Below are 25,135 nucleotides of genomic sequence, written 5' to 3' on the forward strand. Positions count from 1 at the left end.
ATGCCACCTGGTAGGTCTGCGGTTGTGACTAGCCTCGCAACTGCGAACTTTTCCTGACGGGCTTTTATTGCTAGTCTTAATTCGTCTTTGACGCACATTCCCGCGTAGCTCAATGGCAGAGCGTCCGACTGTTAATCGGCAGGTTGTTGGTTCGAGTCCAACCGCGGGAGCCATAGATCCCCTAAGTCATCGTGATGATGAGCTTAGGGGTTTTTGTTATATGGCTCTTTGTTATACGGCTCGCTGGAGTAGGTGGCCCATCGCCGTAACCTGCCGCAACGCAATCAGATGCAGCTAGGAGCGCAGCACTCGCCCGTCGGCATCGAAAGAAGCCCGATCTCCAGGCTTGGCAATGAGGATACAGATACCCTCCACTAAGCCCCAAATACCAGAAATAATGGAGAGAATCCCTAAAGAAAGAACGGTGATGAGGAGCTGAGCAAGCCCCCTGCTTTTGAAGCCGAGATAGAAATTATGAATGCCGAGTGCCCCGATCAGAATTCCAAGAACCCCGGCCACAACTTTAGATCGCTCTGAAAACGCCGGCGAACCCTGGGAGTAGCCATACACTGAGGTTTGCTGGGCAGGATAACCATAGGGTGCAGACGCGGATTGATAGTAGCCAGATTGTTGATTGGTAGACGCGCTGTAAAAGTTGGGATCGGAATGAGGATATTGCGCGGCTGAGTTTGGCAGATAGCCGCCGTTGCCATCTCCGGCTACGTTACGGGGGGGGGAGGTTGAATCGCTCATATTTAGCTCCTCAATGCGATAGGGAATTTATGGCTAGATTCTAGCAATACCGACGAGCAGCTCGGGCATGTTCAACAAGCAGGGCGAGGTAATCCGCGCGGCGAGGAGAGGAAGCAGCAGAAAACTCTCCACTGATAAACGCGAAAGGATCTTGTATGCTCCGCAGAATTGCCGCTCATTCGAATATTCCTGCCGGATGGAGTCTTGGCACTGCCAGCAAATTAGTAAAACCGGCGTCCGGATTCCAGATGGAAATAGAAAGCGACGAAAAACGGGGAGAATATGGCGCGGGAATACGGTGATAGTAACGGGATATGAGCAGATAGATAAAAACAGGCAGCGAGTAAGCCTACTCGCTGCCTGCGTTCCTACCAGAAAGATCATCGTCGATGCGTCGGTGTGGTAAATCTCCACAGTGCGCTGATGATCGCCACGCCAAGAATCATTTTGACAACCCCGCCAAGAATGAAAGGAGTGACTCCAGTGTTAAGGGTTGCTGCCAGGCTCAACGTCGTACCCGCCTGGTGCAGCATCCACCACATATACGGCACGCCAAACAGGAACGGAATAACCGAGGCAATTCCGAAAGCCGCAAAGGATAGCCACTGGTGGCGATCCCACCGGTGTTCTGCCAGCCGGCCAATGACGTAAGCCGTCGGAATAAATCCAATGATGAAGCCAAAGGACGGTTTAACAATCGCTGCCACCCCGCCAGTGAAATTAGCAAACCACGGCATTCCTGCCAGCCCTAGCAGAAGATACAGCAACAGTGCATGTGCTCCTCGGCGTGCGCCAAGAGCTGCGCCGACGACCATTACGCCGAGCGTTTGCCCGGTGATTGGAACCGGCCAGACGGGAACACTGACCTGAGCAAGAACTCCCACTGCGATAGCGCCGGTGACGCTGAGAGCAATATCGCGCACCAGCGAAGCGCGGGGAACCCAGGTATCGGCAAGAACAGGTCGGATAGATAAAACAGTCATAGCTTTCTCCTTTGAGCGGATCAGGTGACAAGTTAGGGATATTGCGTACCTCGGGACATGAGGTTATGTGAGCGGAAAACTCGGATCGTGAGTAGGGAGAGGCCCGCTGGCGTCTTCTTCACTGACGGCAACCCAGGCCACGGCATAGTCCACGTCATGACTTAAAGACACAGACCAGCAGTAACGGCTCATACGTTGCGTCGCTAAGGCCTCCAACTGGGCGGCTGCTTGCCCATGCCAGCGCAATTGGGGGCGATGCCAGGCGTCACGGATCACCTCAACATCGCTCCAAGAAAAATCCTGCGGCGCAATCATGGGTGGTTCGCCGAAAAGCAAATCGGACCACGCCTTAACCGCTGCCTCCTTAGCAGCCCAACGAGCTGCCAAAGAAGCATAGGTGCGCGCAGGTGGGGGTGATGAGGGGCGTGATTGAGTATGAAGTCCAGAATCACGCCGCTCACGTGCGGTAAAAACATGAGCGAACTGAGTTCCAGGTTGTTCCATCTGTGCCTGAAAAGATGGAATATGAACCAGATCGATGCCAATACCGCGTCTCATTTGTATAGATACCTTTCTATGTGGCTATTGCAGAGGATAAGAAACCCTGTGCGGGGTGGCTACGCCCGCTGTTGCCGAAAGACGCCGTCGCTATCGAGCCGCGCCTGCGGATCCAAAAGCAGGGCTGCCTCAACCTCGTGGGCGTCATCTGCTTGATCAAAACGCCGATGCGCAATAGGCGTGAACAAGGTGGCAGCATGCGTCATCGCGGCTTCGAAGCGCCCCTGCCCGTGGCGCAGTCGTTTCTGGGCGCAATTCCGCCATTGCGCCACGGCCTCATTCCCACGTTCTGCCGCCAAAACCGCCATAAAGGCACTCGGATGTGCAAGGGCGACGAGCGCTGCCACATGCCCGAATCCCAATGAGGTCAACATGGCGGCGCGAACTGGCTCGCGTAGCGTCAACGGCTCACGCAGCCACACCAGTGGGGCGTGCTCGCGCATGACCGGATCCACGCAATCCAGCGCCTGATTGGCCGGTAACTGCCCAGTGCGGAATACATCGCACAAGCCGCCGATTTGGAATACGGCTGCTCCTGCTTTGGCATGCCCAGTGATCGTCTTTTGGGAAATGACGTACAGCGGATTGCCGTCACTTCGCCCCAAAGCGCGAGCAAGGCGGGCATGTAGTTCCGCTTCGTTGGGGTCATTCGCATGGGTAGACGTGTCATGCTTCGATACCACAGCAATGTCATCTGGCGTCAGCCCTAATGCCTGCAAAGAACGGGCCAGGTGAGAAGCTGATCCGCCGCGGCCAGCAGCGAGCGCACCCATACCCGGAGCCGGAATAGAGGTATGTGCTCCGTCGGCAAAGGACTGAGCGTAGGAGATAACCCCGTAGACGGGCAACCCCAGATCTGCCGCTACCGTTGCCGTGGTGAGCAAAATCGTTCCGCCGCCTTCTGCCTCCAAGAATCCGCCCCGACGGCGATCTCCCGCGCGCGAAATAAAGCGCGGCTCAATCCCCTGCGCCAGCATGGCATCCGTATCGGCAGTGGCATTCATATCCCCAAATCCGGTGAGGGATTCGACGGAAATCCCGTCAATACCGCCCGCAACCACAAATTGCGACTTGCCCAGGCGCAACTTATCGACAGCTTCTTCGATAGACACTGCCGCAGTGGCACATGCCCCTACCGGATGAGTCATCTGCCCATATCCACCGATAAAGGACTGCATGGTGTGAGCAGCCACAACATTAGGCAGTGCCTCTTGGAGAATATCTTGGGGGCGATCTTCACCGAGGAAACGATCGAGGAACACCTTGCGCAAGGAGTTCATCCCGCCGATTCCGGTGCCCTGCGTGGAGGATACCTCGGCTGGATGCACAGCTTGAAGTAGCTCAATTGGGCTAAATCCAGCATGAGTGAAGGCATCGACAGCCGTCACTAAATTCCATACAGCCACCGGATCAAGGGAGTCAACCATAGCGGCCGGGATTCCCCACTTACGCGGATCGAATCCCTCAGGGAGTTGACCGGCGACGTGCCGGCTCAATGCTGCCCGACGCGGGACGCGCACCGGCGCACCAGCTCGTTTGCGCACAATCCATTCACTGTTGAGATCCCGCTCGTCGAGAGGGAATATCTCGGTGAAGTCCGGATCAGCTAGGCGGTATCGCTCTGCCTCGGCTTCGTCAGAAACTGAGAACTCTTGATCGGATTCGAGATAGACGGTTATCACGTCATTCGATCCGCTTTCGATGATGTGCTCAGTATCGGTTAATTCGCGGATTCCACAGCGGGCAATCACCTCATCGCGGAAGCGCTTATAAATATCTTCCTCGGCAACCCGATTGCCCTCGCGGTCATACCAGCCAGCGACGGGCGAATCGTTCCAGGTGAGCAGGTCCATCATCCAGGCCAGCTCTAAAACTCCGGCGGCGGTTAGATCGAAATTCTCACTGAATTCGGCAGCGAAACGGGTTCGACCCGATCCCCAGGCGCTGACTTCGCCGATTCCGACGATAACGATCGTTTCATCCAGGCGCGCTGTCACCGATGGCCACGGCATCTGTGGCGCTATGGTAGCTGGCAGCAAGGTGGGCAGTGCCGCGATCTGTGCCGGTTGTGGAACTGCGCTAATACCGAGGTGGGCGCCGCTATTTTGAGCAGTGGTTGTCGATAACTGCCCATTGGCTGACGATAGCTGCCTGCCAGCGTTGCCCGTATCCGATACCTGCCCGAATTGCCCGCCAGCATACTCGGCGCTGTGCTGACCAAAGTGCTGCTGGGTTTGCTGGGATTGTCCCGCTTGTCCGGCTTGTTGTGCCTGCTGGGAGGCGCGCTCGTGCGCGGCCAGCTCGGCAAGGTTGAGGCGTGCGCTGGCCAAACCGCCGGTCAGATCGACATCAAGCGGCTGACGGCTGGCTGCCGCTTGGTGTTCCGCGTCAGTGAGCGCAATCAGTTCCTCGGCAATCTCGTCGGTGGAGTACACGTGTACCCCAGCCGCCTGAGCTGCCGGAACGAGCACGTCATTGCCTCCCATCAGCCCAGTGCCGCGCACCCACCCGATCTGGGCGCGAACCAAGGAAATACGATCGGGCCAGGAGCGCTCTGCCGACCACTTATTCATAATGGCGTCAAAAGCGGCTTTCGCTTCACCGTAGGCTCCATCTCCGCCGAATGTCCCTCGGTTCGGTGAGCCAGGCAAAATGACGTGGACGCGATGTGAAATCGCAGTCGTGCGTCCGAGCTGTGCAAGCTGGGCAATAGCCCGCTCAACGCTCCACAGCAGCAGCCGCATCTGCCCACTGGCTTCACTGGGATTATCGCCCATCATGCCCTGCACCCGAGGTGCGGCAAAGGGGAAGAACACAGTGGGAAGTAGTGCCGGCTTGAGAACTTTCGTCGTTGCCCCGACGGCTTGGGTGTATGGCGTTCCGATCCATTCAATGAGCGCATCGACGTCACGGAAGCTACTCAGATTTGCTGGAACGAGCCACAGCGCTGCCGAAACGGATGCGTGCTGGCGATACAGGCGCTTTGCCCATGCGAGCCGCGCCGGAGTGATCTGCGAAGCGGTCATAATAACCGTTGCCCCTTGGCCTAGTAGGCGGGCGACCACAGCTTCCGCAATGGAATTCGGGGCAGCGCCAGTAACCAGCGCAATATCCGCGGATTCGCGCTCATCTGCCGGACGTTCTGCCTGCTCGGCAACGGCCAGGAAATATTCGGCGTGTGGGGAAGCGTCCTGACGGGCATACCAGCGGGCAAGTTCTGCCACAGCGTGACCACTGCCCCGGAAATGCTCTTGGGGGACGTCACACGGGCGAGTTCCAGCGTAGATCTGTGCCAAATCTTCGCGCAGGCTGGCCCAGCGATCATCCAATAAAACAGTTTGTTCACGGACGAAGCGCGGCGTGATGGATTCCAGCCAACGCGGGCCAAGTTCGGCGTCGATAGCGGTATTGAGTTCCGCTAGCGCCCCGAGAGATTCTTGCTGATCGTGGAGATACGCCACGGCTTGGGCTGCCTTAGGCGTCATCCCCAGGCGGGCCAGCAGATCGCGGGCATGACCAGCGAGAATTCCATCTTCGGCGAATAGCTGACGACGGAGATCGTCTAAGGCAGCAGAATCAATTACCTGATTAGTGTTGCCTGCCCCGCTGTGTGGTGGAGCAACGTGTACGTTATGCCGCGCCGCCACCAAGGAGATAGCACTATCAATGAGCCCATCCAGATCAGCAGCGCTACTGACGGATAGCGGCAGTGTGGCCAGCGCCCCGCCGCGCACCGAATCGCCATCGCGCGATCCGAGCAGGATTTCCGCATGTACGTGATCGACCCAGCTAGCAGGTAGCCCCCAGGTGCTCGTTATCCGATCGGAGATATGGCTCGGTTTCACACCGACACTGCCCAGCAGTTTTCGCAGTCGGGCAGTGACGGCTTCCCGCAAGACCGGCCCTAAGGTGCGGTACGTCCCCGCCACGCTATCAACGTGCGGAGCTAGCGTCCTGATCGTTGCCTCGGCTGCCCCGTCAATGGACGGAACGCCCAGCTCTGCGGCCATATCCATGAGGATCTGGTTGCGCTTGGAGGAAACTCCGTTTGTCAAAGATTCCACGGTATCCTCAGCGCTGATTTGTTCGCGGGTAATGCGATTAGCGTAGGCCAAGAGAATTTCCACGGCATGCGAGGCGCGCAAAGGCAGCTCAGGGGCGTCACTGGCGGCAATCGCGGCGGAGGAATCGCTGGTGAGAACGCCCGCACTATTGGGTAGCGCCGCCCCCGACTGTGCGGTTTCTGGTGCTGCTGAGCTGGCATGTGTTTCGGCGTTAACCTCGGCATTTTCCGTTACCGCGGCAGGGCTCGCAGCAGAAAGACGTGCCTCGTTCTCGGTATTTCCACGATCTGCTGGATTATCGCTAGCTGCGTCCAATACCTCGGGCGCTGCCTGCGAATCGGTATAGGTGACGCGGGCTGCGTCGCGTTCAACATTCCAGATCACCACATGCTGACCAGCAGTCTCGTCAGCGGCTAAGGTCTTTGCTGCCAAGTTGGCCAAGGTGGGCGCTGAGCCGAGGCCGATTTCAATGGCCTGCTGGACGCCAGCTCCAGCCGGATCAGCGTCGGCATCACGGAAGAGATAGTTCTGCGTCTCAATCCAGCGCACGGGAGAGGCGAACTGCCAGGCCAATAATTCGAGCAACAGAGTCCGTGCGGTCGCCTGTGGCTGCGCGATCGCCTGATCCCACTGTGCCACTAAATCGGCAACTAGACGGGAGGGCACGACGTCAAGGATGGACTGAGCGAACTCCTGCGTCAGTTCAAAGGGGCGAGCCACCAAATTCGGCAGGTAACGCCCGAGTAGTGGGCGATAATCCACATTTTCTGGTAGCAGGTTATCTAAGGTGTGCCGGAATGCGTCCACGCCAGAGCGCAAGGCAGAAGAATGGAACGGGACGTCAATGCCAGGGATCAGCATGAACGGACGTTTCCCACCGGCTTCCTCAGCGCGCCGCCCCGCGTCGGCTTCCAACGCGCGAATACCGGCAACTGTTCCGGCAACCGCATACTGCGATCCAGCGAGATTGTAGTTGACGATCTCTAGGAATTCGCCGGTAGTGCGAGCAATCCCAGCGACGTACTCGTCCACTTCGTCATGACTGACGCCAAATTGGTTCGGGCGGAGCGCACCAAGTAGATAGTTGGAACGTCCATCAGCATCGCGGGGAACCAGATGATGCATAGCTGATCCGCGCTGATAGACGATCTCCAGCACCTTTTCTAAGGGGAAAATCTGGGCATAGGCCGATAGCGCGTTGTATTCGCCGAGGGAATGCCCAGCAAGGAAGGCATCGCGGGCGAGGAGTCCACGCGAGCGCAGATCCTCCGTCTGAGCATAAGCCAAGGTAGCTAACGCTGTTTGCGTGAACTGGGTGAGGTTGAGAACCCCGTCAGGATGGCGCAATACCTCGCCATTGACGGTAATCTGGGTGGGATTCTCGCGCACGATAGCTTCGATGGAGAAACCGAGCTGGGTGCGGGTATGCTGGTCGGCCCGCCGCCAAATCTCGCGAGCTACCGGCGAGGGGGATTCCAAGCCCATCATGGCCCGTTGGATTCCCTGACCAGGATAGAGATAAGCGGTTCGCAGCGGTGCGACGTGTGCCCGCCCGATAGCGACGATCTCATCTGCGATACGGCAGGTTGCTTCGAAAACTAGCGATCCGCCAGCGATCCGCCCGATTCGTTCAACCGTAATATCCACGGTATCGCGCAGATTCACCATGCCGAACATCTGGTATGACCAGCGTTCAATACGGTATCCGGTTGTGGCGTTTGCCGAGAGTGTCGGATCGGGGATCAGTTGAGCAGACATGGCATGTTGGGCGGTAGCGGAGAGCCACATGCCGTGCACCAGCGGCGCCTCCAGCCCAGCTAATTGGGCGGCCGCATAGGAGGTGTGGATCGGATTGAAATCCCCTGAGATATTCGCAAAGGCAGTCATATCTGCCGGCGCGCCCACTCGCCACCGGCGAATAAAGCTGCGCGGGGTATCTATCATGGCCTCGCCGCTACTCAGTGCCGGTGCGGCAGCAGGAGGTTGGGCAGAGGTGACGCGGCCGCGAATGGCGAAACGTTCAGTCAGTTCGGCCCAGACCTTTCCGTCATGGCGCAATAAAAGTTCCACACGCACCACGCGCCCAGAGGAGGATTCACTCAACTGAGCACACCAGGCTTCCACATCAATATTCGCCTCAGCCGGAGGGAGCTGCCCGACAATCCGGACGGTATGGTCCAGATGAACGGCGTTGATAAGCCCCTCAATGACGGGATATCCCTGGTAGCGCGCCGAACCGAGCGCGGCATAAATGGCTGGCCAGCACGGGCCAACGAGCGCGTCAGGAACAAAAGAGGCAAGCTGTTCCGGGCGCTGCGTGCTAGGTGTGCGATGTAAGGCCTCGCCAGTGGCGCGGCGATGAATCGGGCCGAGATCGCGAGCAAAAGTGAATGTCGTATGCACCCGACCAAAGGGGGCGTTATCCCCGTCGGTTATCTGGACGGCAGGTAGCTCTGTGATCGCGTCTGCCGTCGTAGCAGATACGGAACCCACTCCGGCAGCGCCTGCTAATAGATCAAAGGCACTGACGGATAGCCGTTCCATATCCACTACCGGATACCCGCCAGTGTGGCACGATTCTGGCAGCAGGATCGGAATATCAATAGCGCGCACTGCATAGGGCTGCGAATCAGAGGTGGCTTCTGTGGTGAGGTCATCCCAGTAGGTATCGCAGGTGACGCGAATCGTCATGCCGGATTCGTCGGTGCAGATCTCAGTGCTATCCGCCTGGCTGACAAGCGGATTAGGCATGAGGTTGCCATTCCAGGATAGGAACGGTGTGTTGCGGAGGTACTCTTCGGCGTCGGCGGCGTTTGCCAGGCGCGAGAATACAGCCGGTGCGCCTTCTGCGCATTGCACATCAGCGACGACGGCCTGCTCATAGCGGGCAAACATCTGCCCAATGGGTTCGTCAATCCGATCAATACCGGCGACGGAAATTGGTCCAGGGATAATGCGCACAGCGTCAGCCGAGAATCGCGGATCTTGAGATTGCCAGAGGGTGTCCGTTCCCCACCAGCGCGCTAAATCGCCGTCCAGGACGGGCACGAAAGGCATCGGCTTATGGTGTTTGCGGCATAGTTCCACGAACCAGGCTGCGTCGGTGGCGTGGACGATCTGCGTGCGAGCCTCCGGATAGCGCTCAAGAAGCAAGGCAAGGGCTGCTGGAGCGTCGGCAATATCCTCCGAGGTGGGGAACAGGGTTGGAATCTGCCCATGATCGGTGGGGTTCAGGCGGGCTTCGATCCGGTGGAACAGATCAAAGATGCGATCCTGCCAGGTCCAATCGGCATAGGGGTAGCTCAGTTCGATAGCCCGTTCGATCCATTGCGCGTAGGTCATCTCGGCAACATCGCCAAAGTAAGGTTTAGCGGTTTGTGCCAATGCGGCGATGATGTCTTCGCGACGTTCAGTGAGCGCCTCGGGATCGCCGTTGATTTCATGGAGGAGTCGTGAAGCCCGCGCGGAGGCGTTATCGATTTCGTACATATCCGCGCTCAGGTGTGATAGCCCAGAGGTAATCCCGCCGGCGACTTCTCCTTGTGCGATCCAGCCTTCGGTGATTCCGGGTGTATCGCGCAGTAGCTCTTTGACCTGCGGGGAGGTGCGGGCTTCTTTTACTGCCATAGCAGCAGTTCCGACGAAAACGGCGTCCACTGGCAGGGCGGGCTTGTTGTAGGCGTAGGCCCAGCGTCCGGTGAGATAGTCGCTTGCTCGCTGGGGTGTTCCGATGCCACCTCCAACGGCTAAAACGACGTTCTTTGTTGCGCGAATATCGTCATAGGTGGCCAGCAGGAGGTCATCCAGGTTTTCCCAGGAGTGATGCCCTCCAGCATGTCCGTCCTCGATTTGCATGATGATGTCGTGCTCGGGGTTGCTGCGGGCGATATTGAGGACTGCGTGGATTTGTTCGGTTGTGCCGGGTTTGAAACTGATATGACGGAAGCCGTCGGCATGGAGTGAGGTCAGCAGTTCGCGGGCTTCATCAGGTTCTGGGATACCGGCTGCGATCGTCACCGCATCGAAAGGTGCGCCGTTTTGGCGGGCTTTTGCCACAATCCGGTTGACGCCGAATTGCAGGTTCCACATGAAACGGTCGAAGAACATGGTGTTGAATCCGGCAGTGCGTCCGGCATCAAGGAGTGCGGATAGGCCGTTCTTGTTGTCGGTAAAGACCTCTTCGGAGTATTGCCCACCGCCAGCCATTTCTGCCCATAATCCGGCGTTAGCGGCGGCGGCAACGATTTCGGGAGAGACGGTCGTCGGGGTCATACCTGGCAGCATGATGGGTGAACGCCCAGTTAGTCGCGTAAAAGCAGTATCAAGGACAGTGCGACCGTCGGGTAAGGTCACCAGCCGAGGCAGATATTCGGTATAAGAGCGCGGTTCGGGAATCTCCACGCCTGCGGTATCGAGATCCTGCATAGCTGCCGCAGTGGAGGCGTCGATAAATCCAGTGCCGCTGCCCTGCACGAGTGGGGCGCTCATACGGGTCAGGGCGTCGCTGGGGCCAAGATCGATAAACCAGAGCACTCCGGCTTCCTGGGCGCGAGTGATATGTTCTGGCCACTGCGCTGGGCAAACGAGGATCTCTTCGGCGAGTTTGCGCACGGTAGCGGGCTCTAATACGCCAAAATTCCCAGCGGCGGTGCCGTTTTCGGTGGCGGTGCTGTCATGCGTAAAATCGGCACTATTCAGGCTATCGGCGTTATTGCCATTGCCAGTGTTACCAAGGTGGCAGGTATTACCAGCATTGGCAGTGTCCTCAGCGCTGCCAGCATTATCGGCGTCACCAAAGCCACTAGAACCAGTATTAGAACCAGCGCTGCCAGCCTCAGCAGAACCGTCACCAAAACCAGCCTTGTCAGCTTTATCAGCGTTATTGGTCGTATCGGCACTGGCAGCACATACCCGATCTGCCCATTCGGTTAATAGCCTGAGGGCAGGAGCGAGCAGTTCGGTGTGGAACGGCGCGCTGATAGATAAGAAATCGCACTGTAAATGGGCTGGTGATCCGCCAAATTTGCGGGCAGCTAAATCCGCGTTGTACTGGGCGGCGGCCTGTTCCAGATCCGCGCGGAATCTCGTCAGCTCATGCGGGCTGCCTGCCCATACCTGTGAGTGCGGGCCATTAGTGACGGCCGGATACACCTCGGCGGGAATAGAGATGGGTAGTTGAGTAATTGCGCCGCGTACCGAGAGCATGGGGGAACTGCCCTCCGGCTGTGACCAGTTGTATTGGGCCGTGCCTGCGCTCGCGGCATAGCCGATCGCTAGAGCGGCAGCTAGTATGGAGGCCCGCAGTTCACAGCGATAATCAGGGTTTTCGCAGTTTGCGCCGCTCAATGAGTGGCTTTGTGTGCGGGTATTGGCGCCCTGTGGTGTGCCCTGCTCGCACTTGGCGTCGCTACATTGTGCTGCCAATGTGTGTTGCGACTGATCTTCGCTATCAACACCGCGAGGCTGATACATACGGCGGGCTAATTCAGCAGCGAGAATTCCTTGAGAGTGCCCGAGGTAGGCTGTGGGCGGATTAGCTGCCAGATCCAGGTCGGTGTGCTCGAGGTTAATCAACTGTGCTATTTGGGTCAGCACAATGGCGGGCAACGAGATAGCTGCTTCGGTGGGCAGATTCAGTGCCGCATCGGCCTCACCTTTCATCACGCGATCCAGCTCTTCGTATGCGCCGGGCACACTCAGCACAAGATCCGGGCGAACGGGTGTCAAAATCTGCCAGGCTCGCTGGTAGCAGGCGCGTAATTCCGGGCCGGTTTGCGGATCAAGCAGTGCATTGCGCAGGGCTGGCTGCCAATATGCTCCTTGCCCGCCAAAAGCTAAGGCATAGCGCGAAGCTAGATCGGAGAAGAAAGGACGAGTCATCAGGATCTCCTACGAGGTTTAGGGCTTTGTGTTGAAGCCCGATGGTGGTTAAACAGTGACGATGAGAATGTTCTTTATGTTGATTGAGTTATTGCGGTAAATAGGCGGGATAGCAGGCGGCGCCTGTGTTCCTATGTGTTCCTATAGCGGCGCATTGGCATGAATACGCGGGGAGTGACATTCGCGTTGCTTGGTGCGCAGCACGGATAAGGAACGGCAAATCACGGATCGGGTTTGGCTGGGTTCAATCAAGGCGTCGAGTTCCCCCTTTTTTAGTGACAGATTGGGATTGACGGATTGTTTGGCGTACTCCTCCTGATATTTGGCGCGCTGTTCGGCAACAGATTTCCCGTCCTCACCGGCCTTGATGAGTTCGCGACGGAAGAGAATATCGACAGCACCTTCAGAGCCCATCACCGCGATTTCGCTGGCGGGCCAGGAATAATTCACGTCAGCACCAAGAGATTTCGAGCCCATGACGATATACGCCCCGCCGTAGGCTTTGCGGATAATAACGGTGATGAGCGGGACGGTGGCCGACGAATAAGCAGTAATCATCTTGGCGCCGCGACGGATAATGCCAGCGCGTTCTTGCTCGGAGCCGGGGCGGTATCCAGGGACGTCAACAAGGGTGACGATGGGTAGCCCGAAAGCGTCGCAGAACTGGACGAAACGGGCAGCTTTTTCTGAGGCGTTGACGTCAAGCGTGCCAGCGTCATGTAGGGGCTGATTAGCGACGATTCCGACGGGTCGCCCCTCAAAACAGGCGAAGCCGACGACGATGGATGGAGCGAAAAGGCTCTGCACCTCCAGGAATTCGCCGTGATCGACGAGCGCTTCAACCACGCTGACCATATCGTAGGGCTGTTTGGCCGATTCTGGGACGAGATCGCCGACGCGGGCGGCAGCCGCCGGTATGCAACTGGGATCGAACGCGTAGTGGGGCGGGGAATCCTGGCAGTTTGACGGCAGATACGTCATGAGGGCGCGGGCGTACTCTAAGGCGTCGTCCTCATCCTCAGCTAAAAAGTGCGCGACGCCAGATTGGGTGTTGTGTAAATCGCCGCCGCCGAGATCCTCTGAGGAGATCTCCTCGCCGGTGGCAGCTTTAACGACGGAGGGGCCGGTGACGAACATGTAGGAAGAACGCTTCGTCATAATGATGAAATCGGTCAATGCTGGGCCGTAGACGGCCCCACCGGCACATGGGCCAAGAATCACGGAGATCTGCGGGATTACGCCGGAGGCTGTGGAGGTTGCCTTAAAGATCCGACCGTATTCTGCCAGTGCAGTAACGCCTTCTTGGATGCGAGCCCCGCCGGAATCGAGCAGGGAGATGATAGGGATACGCAAGGTGAGGGCCTGTTCAATGAGCCGGACGATTTTTTCTCCTTCGACTTGCCCGAGTGTGCCGCCTTGGACGGAAAAATCTTGCGCCCAGACGGCGACCATGCGTTCGTCAATCGTGCCGAATCCGGTAATTACCGCAGAGCCAAGGAATCCGGCGTCAATATCGCCACCTTGGAAACGGTTGATCTCGTGGAAGGTGTTGGGGTCAAGCAGGCGAGTAATTCGTTCGCGCGCAGTTAGCCGACCTTTTGGATGTTGCCGGCTGCGAGCGCGTTCTTCGGCAGCCTCCAGCATGGCGGCGGCACGTTCCGCAAAATTTTCGCGTCCGATCTGGTCGGAGGTGAATTCAAGGGTGCTCATTGGGAATCCTCCTGCGATTCGGTAGGAGAAATATGACCTAAGATTTGCCCCGTCATGACGCTATCGCCGACGCTGACGTGGAGTTCGTCAAGTGTTCCAGAGCAGGGGGCGTAGAGGTATTTCTCCATTTTCATGGCTTCGAGAACGATGAGAAGCTCGCCCTCGATGACGTCCTGGCCTGCCTGGGCGGCGAGGCGAACAACGGTGGCTGGAATAGGAGCGGTGATCTCTCCGGCGCGCTGCTCATCGGATTCGGTGGTGGTAACGCGCCGATTCTTTAACCGCTGTAACGGGCGATATGATGTGGCGTTTGCGCTGCTCGCAGCGTTGATAGTGGTGGCATGTAGCGCAGCGGAAGGGGAAAATTCATTCCCGACGTGAGGCATTAACGTCAGATCCGGCGGCAGAGATAGGCGCATACGTCGGCCATCAACCTCAATGACGTAGCTGCGAGCAGCGCGGTTGTTCGCCTGCGATACTGTAGCGTGTTCCCGTGATGGGGTTGCCGAGGCGGAGTTTGCCGGAGAGCCGGATGGCATACCAGCGGCAGTGGGTGCGCTCGGCGCCGACGCATTGGTAGAGGGATGAGAAGAAGATCCGGCGGCGGCCACCGGCGCTATGCCTGAGGAGGTGTCGCCGTTTTGGGCTGCGAGCATCTGCGCAAATTCCCCAAGAATATCCTTATCCTCAAGCCATTTGGTGTACACCGAGTTGCCTGCGTCCGACCTGCCCAGCCCAGCAAAATCTGGATGGGCAATAATGTGGCGCAACAGCGGAGCAGAGGTGGGCAATCCGAGGATGGATAGTTCTTCCAGGGCGCGCTGTAACCGTGCTCGTGCGCTATCGCGATCTGCGGCACGGACGGTGATTTTGGCGATGAGGGAGTCAAATCCACCGCCGATTTCATCTTCGGGGCGAATAAAGGTATCGACGCGCACCCCTAAACCGCCTGGCCAGGTCGTCGCATGAATACGCCCTAAGGCTGGCATGAGATCATTCGCGGGATCTTCACTGGTGACCCGCACTTCGATGGCGTGCCCGCGCGGCTGTGGAATCGGGCTGGCAGATTGCCCGTATGCAATGCGTAGTTGTTCGGCAACGAGATCGATGCCGGTGATTTCTTCGCTGACGGTGTGCTCGACCTGTAGGCGTGGGTTCACTTCTAAGAAATACGCCTGTCCGTCAGCACTGACGAGAAATTCGCATGTTCCCACGCCGACGTAGTGTGCTGCAGCGAATAGATCGTTGGACCACTGGTACAGGAGATCCTGAAGCTGATCGGATAATCCGGGCGCGGGGGCTTCCTCAACAACCTTTTGGTTGCGCCGCTGTACTGAGCAGTCACGGGTAGAAACGACGGAAAATGTGCCGTGGCTATCGCGCACACATTGGGTTTCGACGTGGCGGGCATGTTCGACGAGCTTCTCAACGAAATATGGGGAGGTTTGCGTGGCGTCGAGTTGCTCGGTGAAGAATCGGATGAGGTCTGCAGCGTTGTCGATGCGGGTGATGCCGCGCCCGCCGCCAGCGTCGGCCCGTTTAATAAGGAGCGGGTAGCCGTATTGGGTGGCAAATTCGCTTACCGCCTCGGGATCAGAGATTGCGTCAGAGATCCCGGGGATGGTGTGAACGCCAATGGATTCAGCGAGTTGCCGCGCCTGGATTTTATCGCCGAGTTGCCGGATGGTTTGGGGCGAGGGGCCGATCCACGTGAGGTTAGCGTCAATGACGGCTTGGGCGAAGTCGGCGTCCTCGGCCAGGAATCCGTATCCGGGATGGATAGCATCGGCGTGGGAGCGCCGTGCAGCTTGAAGAATGGCGGCAGGGTTGAGGTAGGTATCGGCTGCAGTGTGCCCGCCTAGTGAATAGGCTTCGTCGGCAAGATCGCAGGCCAGGGTGTGAATATCTGGTTCGGCGTAGACCGCAACGCTCTGGTATCCCAGTTCGCGTACCGTGCGGATGACTCGCACTGCAATTTCGCCGCGATTGGCGACAAGGATTTTCTTCATGGCTAGCTCCCAGGGGTTGTGGCGGAATCTGGTAAGGAGACATCCGCACAGGTGATTCGCTGGTATCCGGTGGAGGTGTGGAGGATGAGTGCGCCTGCCTCATCCACGTCCTGTGCAATTCCGGTGAGATATTTGCCGGAGGCGAGGGCAATTTTCAGGGGTTGCCCCAGGCCGGTGAGGTGCTGGCGATATGCAGCGTGGAGTTGCGATGGCGTCATGTGGTGCATGAGGGCGTGGAGCTCGTGAAGAATATCGGGGATAAGGGCGGTGGGGTGGAGGTGGGAAGGCATGACGGTGGGGGCGGGGGCATTAATTACGCCACTATGGGAGGGGTTTGTAGCGCAGATGGCGGCAGCGGGTCCCGATAGCGGGTGGGTGTGAGTGATGTCGAGATGGTGGTGTGTTTTCGCGTGGGTGCGGATATGAGGGTGAGCGTGGTTCTGCTCATTTGTTTGCATCTCTGCTGTGATGTGGCTATCGGCGGTGCGATAGCCAGCATGCCTGGTGGTGCTATTGGCAAGAGTGTGGGTGGGCGTCGGCCCGTCAGCAGATGTGGTGTGGCTGGTTATGGCCGTGAGGCATGAGCGGGGAACGCTGTGCCAGTTCATTCCGATTCCGACGATCACGCCCTCGGGTTGTTCGTGGAATTCGCAGAGGATTCCGCCGGCTTTGGCATATCCGGTGTCGGTGCGCAGCAGGATATCGTTGGGCCATTTGAGGGAGATATTGCGGTATCCCCAGCGGTGTAGGGTGCGCACGCAGGCGATACCGGCACTGGGGCTGACCCAATTCAACAGGTGAGGTTGGGGAGTTGTCCAGGTGGAAAACAGTAGCGATTGCCCAGGTTCGTCAAGCCATTGGCGTTGGTAGCGTCCCCGCCCGGCGCTTTGGTGGTCAGCGCAGACTGTCCATCCGGCAGGGGTATTCGGGTGAGCGGCAAGTCTGCGGCGCACCTCGTCATTTGTCGAATCGACGTCAGCAAGACGAACAATCGTGATTTCTTCCATCGCAGCCATCTTGAAAAGGATGCGGAGCAATGAGAAATACACTTTTGTATCCAGATGGATATGCAGGCTGAGTATTGCTTGATATATCGCGGAAAACAGTGATTGTGAGAGATTGTTCGGGTGGGGATGCGCAGTGGTTTCGTGGTGCGCCGAGTTGATATAAACGCGAGCTTGCCAGGATAAGGAGGAGGGCTGGTGTTTCAGTGCTGATCGGTGGATATTGCCCAAACGCAATTGCGTAGGTTGTTGATGGGGCTAGCACGTGCCAGCCCCCATGCGCATATTACGACGTATCAGGGTGCGTTCGAGAGCGTAACAGATAAAAGTAGCTAACCAAGATGAAGTGAATATGGCATGGGCGGCGGGATGTTTACCGAGCTTTGTTGGCTGTTCGCCAGGCTAGCCGGATATTGGCCGTGACGAGGAGCGCAGCAAGACGAGGACGAAATCCAGGATGTCTTGGGCGAGGGAACTGCGCCTACTAGGTGGGCGGCCCACAGCAGTTCTTTCGGGGGAGAGCCCCTCAGAAGAAATCCTTTCCGGGGAAAGCCCGTTAGCGGAAGTTCCACTGATAACAGCCGAAGAGATAGTTGCCTTATTCGGGATAGTGCCCGCAGATCCCTCGGCAGTAGCCCTACTGCCAGCAGTTTCGCTGTAACCAGCCCTGGCAGCACCGCCAGGTGCTATCCCATGAGCGGCCTGCTGGGCAGCTCGCTCGTCAGCGTATGCGTCCATTGCCCCGCGCCAGGCTTCGATTCCGGCCCCGCGCATAACAACCCCAATAACAGCGTGGGTCAGGGGATACATGGGCACCGTCGGTTCGCGCCCAACTGCTTGCAAAATATGCTCCAGGACGTCCCCAAGGGAGTGGATGAACTCGTTGTTGAGATCTTTTAATTGCAACCCCCAGGCAGGGTGACGCACTGAACGGGCCAGCATTTCAGAGTGCAGGATATACAGCTCGCGGTTCATGCCAATGGCGTCGATTGCTTCAAAGAGCAGATCTTCGAGTTGTGGAGCTTCTTGTTGTTTGGCGGATCTATCCTCGTTTTCCCAGTGGTCAACCTTTGCGCGGAGCACCTCGATCAGGTTGGCATATTCGTCCTGGGCGACGGCAGCTAGCAGGGATTCTTTTGACGAATAGTTGGAATAGAACGCGCCGCGAGTAAATCCGGCACGGGCACAGATATTCTCCAGCGTGCATCCTTCAATTCCCGCGCTGACGATCAGTTCGCGAGTGGCGGCAATGAGTTTATCTTGGGTATCAAACCGATTGGCCATAACGCACCCTTCCGTTGCTGTCGTGCTTCTAGCCTAGTGGACACTTGCGGCTGGCGGGGCGATGTGTTGCGGGGCAGATACTCGTCGTAATTGAGGAAGCGAGACGGTTAAGAAAGCGGAGATAAATTGCAGCAGGCCGCTGATAATCATGATCGTTTCCAGCGAGATATGGTCGCTCACTGGCCCGAAAACAACAGCTCCAAGGGGCATGAGTGCGCCATTAATAATCATGACGAGGGACATCACTTTGCCCAGGTGTGCCCGATCGCAGGAGCGTTGGAACAAGGTTATTGCGGGGGCGTTGATATACGGCAGGGTGAAGCCAAGCAGCACAATAAAGATGACGAATCCCCCGTAGTTCGGGGCGAGTGCCAGGCAAATAGTAATAGCGCCAATAGTGGTGGTTGCCAGGGCGATGGTTGATAGTTCGCGACGGAAGATCGGCCAGAGGGAGACGGCGATTCCGCCCAGCAGAGCGCCTACGCCGAAGCCGGTTTCCATGATGGAGAGCTGGCTGGTGTCGGAGTTGAATTTTTGTACGAGGTAGAGGCTGGAGAGCATTCCGGGAGCGGAGATGGCGAAGATCGACAGACCCATGAGCATTAGGTATGGCAAAAAGAATGCGTGATGCCGGACGTAGCGCAAGCCGCTCAGCATTTCTGTGTGCCATGCGTTGAGCTCTTTTGGTTCTGGCATGGCGCTGGGGACGCGAACAAAGATCCAGAATAAGGCGATGCCGATGATGGCGGTAGCGATGTCGATCAGGAACACACTGTGAATTGGCCATAGCGCCAGGACTGCTCCGCCGAGTGCGGGCGACAAAATATCTGTTAACGAGGTGACCGATCCGGCGATTCCGTTGACGCGTAGGAGTTTCTCCTCGGGGATGAATCCGGGCAGCATGGCGTGGATAGCAGGTCGTTGCATTGCTCCGCCAGCGCCACGGGCAGCTAAAGCGCCGATGAGTAGTGGGAGCGAGGCGTGATCGGTGAGGAAGGCCAGGAAGATGCCGAGGGTGATGAGGGCGACGAAAGCGTCGGAGCATACGGCGATGACCCGACGGTTGTAACGATCAGCCCATACTCCGGCGATAGGGGAGAGCACGACGAGTGGCAGGAAGGCGCTCGCGGTGGCGAGGGCGACGATGGTGCCAGATTTTGTGGTGAGGGTCAGATGCCACAAGATGGCGAACTGAACGATCCCTGAGCCGAGAAGGGAAATGCCTTGGGAGGCAAGGAGAAAGGTTACGTGGCGAACCCAGTGTGGGTCAGCGGGTGTGCGGCTGTGGGTCATGCGATATGTTTCTGTGCTTCTCGGTACGGTTAAGGTAACAGGTTACCGGATCGTAGGTAAGGCAGGGAATGTGCCTACATGCTGAGGTGCAGTTTCGCCGTGCTGTTTTCAGTACTCCGCTAATGCAGAGTGTGCCGACGAAATCATCCTGTTACGTTTAGTGCTGCGCGTGGAGGCTCAGATGGCTTTGCGCATGCCGAGCGCATCATTGTGCGTGCGCTCTATCCGTTTTTATTTCTTTTCTTGTTTTGCCTTGTGCGTTGACGTAGTTGTGTTGCCAGTAGTTTTGTGCTGAAAGATTGTGTGCCGGCAGTTATGAGCGGGATGCCAGGGGTTATGCGAGGAGAGTTGCCCGCTAAGGCTGTGAGGCAGGCGTCAGGGGCGGTAGGTAATAGGCGCTCTTCTTTTTGCCTGTTGGCGGGGAGTGCGCGGCGGTAGGGCTATCTATCAGGGGTATGCGGAGGGGTTATGCAGGAATTGCATAGGAATTGCGCATCCAGGATCTATTGTGACGGGTTGCCTGCCGAGAATTGTGCGTTGGGTAGATGTATGCACATTGCGGGCAGGTGTGTTGGAAATCGCGTCGTGACAATATGTGCCGAAGGCTGCTCGTCATGTGTTCGGATGTGTCGAGAAGGGAATGTGGAAAACAGGTGGGTGAGGCTGCTATCTGGCGTTCTGTTTGGGTGGTGGTCTTTGGGGTATAGTGCGGGTTAATTGGCAAAAGCAGGGGTGAATCAGTGCCCGTTATGGTAGACTTTGTTCGTGATTGTGCGTCACGTCACGATCTTTAGCACTCAAATTAATCAAGAGGAGAACGCGAATGAAGCTACCTAAGCACGCCCTATTCGGCGGTGTTGCCGCATTTTCGCTGTTTACCGCGCCAATGGTGGCATTGGCAGATGTTGATTCAACATCGCCGGCATCAGGAGATGCTGCGGTAGTATCCGAGAGCACAGTAGCCGAGGCAGAATCGGCTCCTGCGCCAGCAGCCCCGGCGGCAACGGATTCCAATGGTGGATCTGAAGCGGCACCGGCTGAAGCTGCACCCGTTACCGATTCCACTCCAGGAGCAACTCCGGCGGCTGAGTCAGTGAGCCCGCGCAGTGTGGAGACGGTCAATGGTGACGAGGTTGTCACTCTGGATTTGTACATGTTGACCGATATTCACGGTCATATCGAGCAGGTGAAGTCAAAGGGTAAGGTCACTGAAGCTGGTCTTTCTGCAATGGGCTGCTACCTGAACAAGGCTCGTCAGACCAACCCGGATTCATCTTTCACCCTGTTGGGCGATAACATCGGTGCTTCTACATTCGCCTCTGGCATGTTGAAGGATAACCCGACGATTGAGGCATTGAATCTGCTCAAGCCTATTGCGTCAACGCTTGGTAACCACGAGCTGGATAACGGCGTCCAGGAATTCAAGGATCGCGTTGATGGCACCAATGGATTCACCAAGATTGGCTTCCCCTACCTGGCAATGAATGTTGAGGGTATGGGCAATAAGGCTGACGGCACCCCGTACTTGGGCAAGTACAAAGTGTGGGAGTCTCCGTCCGGCGTCAAGGTCGCTTTCATCGGTGCGATTGCTAACGACGTGGAGTACAAGGTTTCTCCTGGTGCGGTTGCTGGCTTGACCTTCAACGATCCGACCAAGCCGCTCAACGATCTGGCAAAGAAGATCAAGGCAGATAAGGAAGCCGATATCGTCATCGCGATGCTGGATGATGACGTCAAGGTGAACTACCCAAAGATGGGATCGGCAATTGATGGCTTGATGGGTGGCGATACCCACGTGCCATACGAGTTCGATATGGTCAACGGCGCAGAGGGTAACAAGCTCTCCGGTGTTGCCTCGGGCTCGTACACCGATAACCTCGGCGATTTGCGCTTTACCTTCAACAAGAAGACGGGCAAGGTCGTCTCTTCCGACGCGATCCTTATCCCGGCTTCTGAGGTAGCACAGTGTGGCGATCAGGCTGACGTTAAGGCCGTTGTTGAAAAGGCCGTCGTTGAATCCAATGAGAAGGGCAAGGAAGTCGTTGCCACCTCGAAGTACCCCTACTATCGCGGTGTTTTCGCAAAGAACCCCGATGAGGTCACCACTCCTGGATCGAACCGCGGTATCGAATCTACCCTCGGAGATATTGTTGCCGACGCAATGCGCGTTGAGGTAGGCAAGGAAGCTGGCAAGACCATCGATATTGGCATTATGAATGCTGGTGGCTTGCGCGAGGATCTCGTTCCGAACGATAAGGGCGAGATTACCTATCGCGACGTCTACGACGTTCTTCCGTTCTCGAACGATATTGGCTATGTAGAGATCACGGGTCAAGCGTTCAAGGATACGCTTGAGCAGCAGTGGAAGACGAACCTTTCCACTCAGAATTCCCGCCCGCTGTTGAAGATCGCGGTATCCGATAATGTCGGCTACATCTACGATCCGAGCCGCCCAATTGGCGATCGCATCACGGCAATTGAGATTGACGGTAAGCCTATTGATCTTGCCAAGAAGTACACGGTTGCCTCGGTGGTATTCCTCCTTGAAGGTGGCGATACCTTCCCGGCGTTGACGACTGGAACCAAGCCGGCACTCGTTTCCAAGCTTGATCGTGATGTATTCGCTCGTTACTTGAAGGAGAAGCCGTACAGCCAGCCGATAGAGAAGCGCTCCATCGGCGTGACCTTGCCGACGGAAGTCGTTAAGCAGGGCGATACCATCAACGTTGCTCTGCGCGGTCTATCTTTCTCCGAAGGTCCGCTCAAGGATGCGTACAAGAGCGTGACGGTGTATTTCGCTTCTGACGATAAGGGCACTGCTGATATTAATAACTCGCTTTACGATCCGAATTCGGAGAACGAGAAGGCTATTATCACCACCGACGGTGCTGGTCAGGCGCTTGTTCCGGTGACGATGAAGGCTGAGACGGCATGTAAGGGTCATGAGGGGCAAGTAATCAATGTTCCGCTTATGGGTCTCGACCCGGATAGCAATGTTTCCCTCTCGGAAGCTGAGAAGGAAAACTTGCGGATCTACTGGGTCGGCACGAACGAGCCGATGGGTGTCAAGGTTGAGTGCGCTAAGGCTGCACCGGCTCCGGCGCCAGGCGGGGATAACGGCGTCAAGCCGGAACCGACGAAGCCGATCGACTCGAAGCCTGCTCCGGTCAAGCCGGGTAAGCCGCTGGCACACACTGGTGCATCGGTTGCTGGAATGGGCATTGCTGCGCTCACCCTCATTGCCGCAGGTGCTGTGGCTGCGGGTGTCAGCCGCCGTCGCGCATAAGGAACGCTACGGCATACGTTCTCGGGTATTGGTAGTGCCAGCGGCTAGCAATAGCCTCGTTCGGCAGATACCGTACTGCGAGAGATGAACTAGCACATCAGGGCGGGAGAATTCTTCTCCCGCCCTGATGTCGTCTTATCCAGGGGCATTGTCCTTTACTCTTGAGATGTATGTTGTCAGGCGAAAGGAGTCCTGGGCGTGTACAGCGAAGTGGACGGCACGGATCTAACCGCATCCTCCCCGCGAATTCTTATTACGGGTGGTGCCGGTTTTATTGGATCAACCATTGCGTCCTATTGCCTCGACCACGGCATCACCCCGATCATTGTCGATGATTTTAGCGTTGGCTTACCGCAGTTTACACAGGGGCGTATTGCCTACCAGGGGGATATTGCCGACCGTGATCTCGTGCGCCGGATTATTGCGGAACATGGCCCGATTTGGGGAGTGATCCATTGCGCCGCGAAAACCGTCGTGCCGGAATCGGTGGCGCATCCGGTGGAATACTATGAGACAAATATTGCTAAATCCATCGTGTTATTGCGGACGCTAATTGAGTGCGGTGTGCGTCGGGTGGTGTTTAGCTCAACGGCTGCCCTCTATGCGGATAATGCGGATCTGTGTGTGAATGAATCCTCGGCGGTTTCTCCCGCTAGCCCGTATGCGGCGAGTAAATATATGTATGAGCGGGTGTTAGCGGATGCGGCGGCTGCTGGCGAGGTGGAGGCAGTGGCATTGCGGTATTTCAATCCCATCGGAGCTGATCCGCTTATGCGTACTGGCTTACAAAATCCATATCCAACTCATGCCTTAGGAAAGATGATTCAGGCCTATCGCGAGAATAAGGTGTTCCAGGTTACCGGCACGGATTGGCCCACCCGCGATGGTTCTGGGGTGCGCGATTATATTCACGTATGGGATATTGCCAGGGCACATGTAGCAGTGTTGGCGCATTTTGATCGGGTCATGGCTCAGAGCCAGGCTCGGGGTTTTGACGTTATTAATTTAGGAACTGGGCGCGGTTCGACTGTTCTTGAGTTGCTCAATGAGTTTCGCGAAGCAATGGGGGTTGAACTGCCGGTGGAGTATGCGCCACGGCGCTTGGGTGATGTCGCTGGCACGGTGACGAGCACTGATAAAGCTCGTGATCTCTTGGGATGGCAGGCGGAGTTGAGTGTGGTGCAGGGGATTCGGGATGCTGTGAGCTGGAGTGAGAGGCTGCCACGGATTCTCGCGGGTAGCTAGTTTTCTGCCGTAAAGCTGGCAATTTCCACGTCAGAATAGCTAACCTCTTGGGGTAAAATATTCATACGCCCGTTCTGTGATCTTAGTTCGCAATTGTGGCTATATACTTGATCCCAAAGTCGCAGTTGAACGGTTATTTTCATTAAATGTCATAGATATTGAGGATCGGATGGTGCGGATATGGGTAAAAGGGGCTTAGCACTGGTTTCTTCTGTGCTCATGTCGATCGTATTACTTGCCGGGTGTGGCTTTTCGGAAGATACCGTGAAGAAACTGAGTACCGGAAAAGTTGTCGGTGGCTGGGTTGTTGATCATGATGTTGAAGATGGAAAAACACATGCTGCCGATTTTTACCAAAATATGGATTTCTTTGGGTATGCGGACTTTAGAGAAGACGGAACGGGATTTTTCATAGAGCTTGATCATGGAGACCTTGATGTGGAGGACTTTTCGTGGAAAGAATCTGTTGATGGCATAACAGTTTGGGAAAAGCGCGACGATGAAATGACTTTTAGGTTTCAAGATGGTCTTCTCTCAGCTACGTCTTCAAATTCACAGGGAACTGTTGAAGTGTGGTTGAAGCGGGCGGATGCCGATAGCGCCCTTACAGATAGCCTCCTCGGTACGTGGGAAGTTGAGCAAGAAGCTGAGCGAGAGTCCGAACGTGTTTATGACCCAATAGAGTCTGACTATACGACGTTGGAATTCCACAAAGATGGCAAGGGCATCGCCTCTAACTCTGCTGGCAGTAAGGATTTTGTGTGGGAAGCGACCGATGGCGTGGCTATCATCGATTTTTACAATCCGAAAGAAAACGATCAGCCTAAGAGCACGAGTGGGGCGAATAGTGGGCTAGAGCACGTCGAGGAAATGGTGCAGGCTGCTTACGTAACTGGGGATAAAATTATCGTGGCCCAGGATTCTGGGCGCAGCCTCCAGTACTCCAAGAAGTAACGGTTGTTGGCCCAGCGCACTTTGAGTGACATGCGCAGCACGCAATCCCCTTAACCTAGAGCAAAATAGCGCTTTTCTTACTTGGTGATGCCATTGAGTCGGGCTGCGCTGT

The 25,135-nt window shown here is 56.8% G+C and carries 13 protein-coding genes and 1 tRNA gene; 5 read left to right on the forward strand and 9 right to left on the reverse strand.

From position 1 onward, the window contains the following. Positions 1–98: 98 nt before the first annotated feature. A tRNA-Asn gene (locus ACLHIJ_RS06735) sits at positions 99–173 on the forward strand. Between the two features lie 121 nt (positions 174–294). Here the strand turns inward: ACLHIJ_RS06735 and ACLHIJ_RS06740 are convergent. After that, a complete protein-coding gene (locus tag ACLHIJ_RS06740) occupies positions 295–753 on the reverse strand; it encodes a TM2 domain-containing protein (protein WP_411296877.1) in 459 nt (152 codons plus the stop codon). Between the two features lie 155 nt (positions 754–908). On the opposite strand from ACLHIJ_RS06740, the gene ACLHIJ_RS06745 reads away from it, so the two are divergent. Continuing rightward, positions 909–1,055 (forward strand): hypothetical protein, encoded by a 147-nt coding sequence (locus ACLHIJ_RS06745; RefSeq protein WP_411296876.1) that lies wholly within the window; start codon positions 909–911, stop codon positions 1,053–1,055. Between the two features lie 78 nt (positions 1,056–1,133). Here the strand turns inward: ACLHIJ_RS06745 and ACLHIJ_RS06750 are convergent, their stop codons facing one another. The 8 genes from ACLHIJ_RS06750 to ACLHIJ_RS06785 all read right to left on the reverse strand — a co-directional run bounded on the left by ACLHIJ_RS06750 (position 1,134) and on the right by ACLHIJ_RS06785 (position 19,538). Beyond that, positions 1,134–1,736, reverse strand: a complete 603-nt coding sequence (locus tag ACLHIJ_RS06750) for a biotin transporter BioY (protein WP_411298773.1) — start codon at positions 1,734–1,736, stop codon at positions 1,134–1,136. A 63-nt stretch (positions 1,737–1,799) separates the two neighbouring features. Next, entirely contained in the window at positions 1,800–2,294 is a 495-nt protein-coding gene (locus ACLHIJ_RS06755) for a holo-ACP synthase (RefSeq protein WP_411296874.1), read from the reverse strand. Between the two features lie 59 nt (positions 2,295–2,353). Then, a complete protein-coding gene (locus ACLHIJ_RS06760) occupies positions 2,354–12,238 on the reverse strand; it encodes a fatty acid synthase subunit beta domain-containing protein (RefSeq protein WP_411298774.1) in 9,885 nt (3,294 codons plus the stop codon). Positions 12,239–12,379: 141 nt separating this feature from the next. After that, on the reverse strand, positions 12,380–13,948 hold the full coding sequence (locus ACLHIJ_RS06765) for an acyl-CoA carboxylase subunit beta (protein WP_411298775.1): 1,569 nt from the start codon (positions 13,946–13,948) through the stop codon (positions 12,380–12,382). Further along, positions 13,945–15,957: a biotin carboxylase N-terminal domain-containing protein gene (locus ACLHIJ_RS06770; RefSeq protein WP_411298776.1), complete on the reverse strand. Its 2,013-nt coding sequence runs from the start codon at positions 15,955–15,957 to the stop codon at positions 13,945–13,947. Before ACLHIJ_RS06770 ends, ACLHIJ_RS06765 begins: the two co-directional genes overlap by 4 nt. Positions 15,958–15,959: 2 nt before the next feature. After that, complete coding sequence (locus ACLHIJ_RS06775; RefSeq protein ID WP_411296870.1) at positions 15,960–16,973, reverse strand: biotin--[acetyl-CoA-carboxylase] ligase; 1,014 nt, start codon at positions 16,971–16,973, stop codon at positions 15,960–15,962. A 390-nt stretch (positions 16,974–17,363) separates the two neighbouring features. Continuing rightward, positions 17,364–18,245, reverse strand: coding sequence for a TetR/AcrR family transcriptional regulator (locus ACLHIJ_RS06780; RefSeq protein ID WP_411296869.1), 882 nt, complete (start codon positions 18,243–18,245; stop codon positions 17,364–17,366). Positions 18,246–18,278: 33 nt separating this feature from the next. Further along, positions 18,279–19,538 (reverse strand): MFS transporter, encoded by a 1,260-nt coding sequence (locus ACLHIJ_RS06785; protein WP_411296868.1) that lies wholly within the window; start codon positions 19,536–19,538, stop codon positions 18,279–18,281. An 823-nt stretch (positions 19,539–20,361) separates the two neighbouring features. On the opposite strand from ACLHIJ_RS06785, the gene ACLHIJ_RS06790 reads away from it, so the two are divergent. The 3 genes from ACLHIJ_RS06790 to ACLHIJ_RS06800 all read left to right on the forward strand — a co-directional run bounded on the left by ACLHIJ_RS06790 (position 20,362) and on the right by ACLHIJ_RS06800 (position 25,023). Continuing rightward, positions 20,362–22,824 carry a bifunctional metallophosphatase/5'-nucleotidase gene (locus ACLHIJ_RS06790; protein ID WP_411296867.1) on the forward strand — a complete coding sequence of 821 codons (2,463 nt, stop codon included), beginning with the start codon at positions 20,362–20,364 and terminating at the stop codon, positions 22,822–22,824. A 198-nt stretch (positions 22,825–23,022) separates the two neighbouring features. Next, complete coding sequence (gene galE, locus ACLHIJ_RS06795; RefSeq protein WP_411298777.1) at positions 23,023–24,069, forward strand: UDP-glucose 4-epimerase GalE; 1,047 nt, start codon at positions 23,023–23,025, stop codon at positions 24,067–24,069. A gap of 219 nt (positions 24,070–24,288) precedes the next feature. Beyond that, positions 24,289–25,023, forward strand: coding sequence for a hypothetical protein (locus ACLHIJ_RS06800; RefSeq protein ID WP_411298778.1), 735 nt, complete (start codon positions 24,289–24,291; stop codon positions 25,021–25,023). The last annotated feature ends 112 nt before the right edge of the window (positions 25,024–25,135 follow it).

It is taken from the genome of Trueperella sp. LYQ141, from assembly GCF_046599555.1.
Lineage (GTDB): Bacteria > Actinomycetota > Actinomycetes > Actinomycetales > Actinomycetaceae > Trueperella.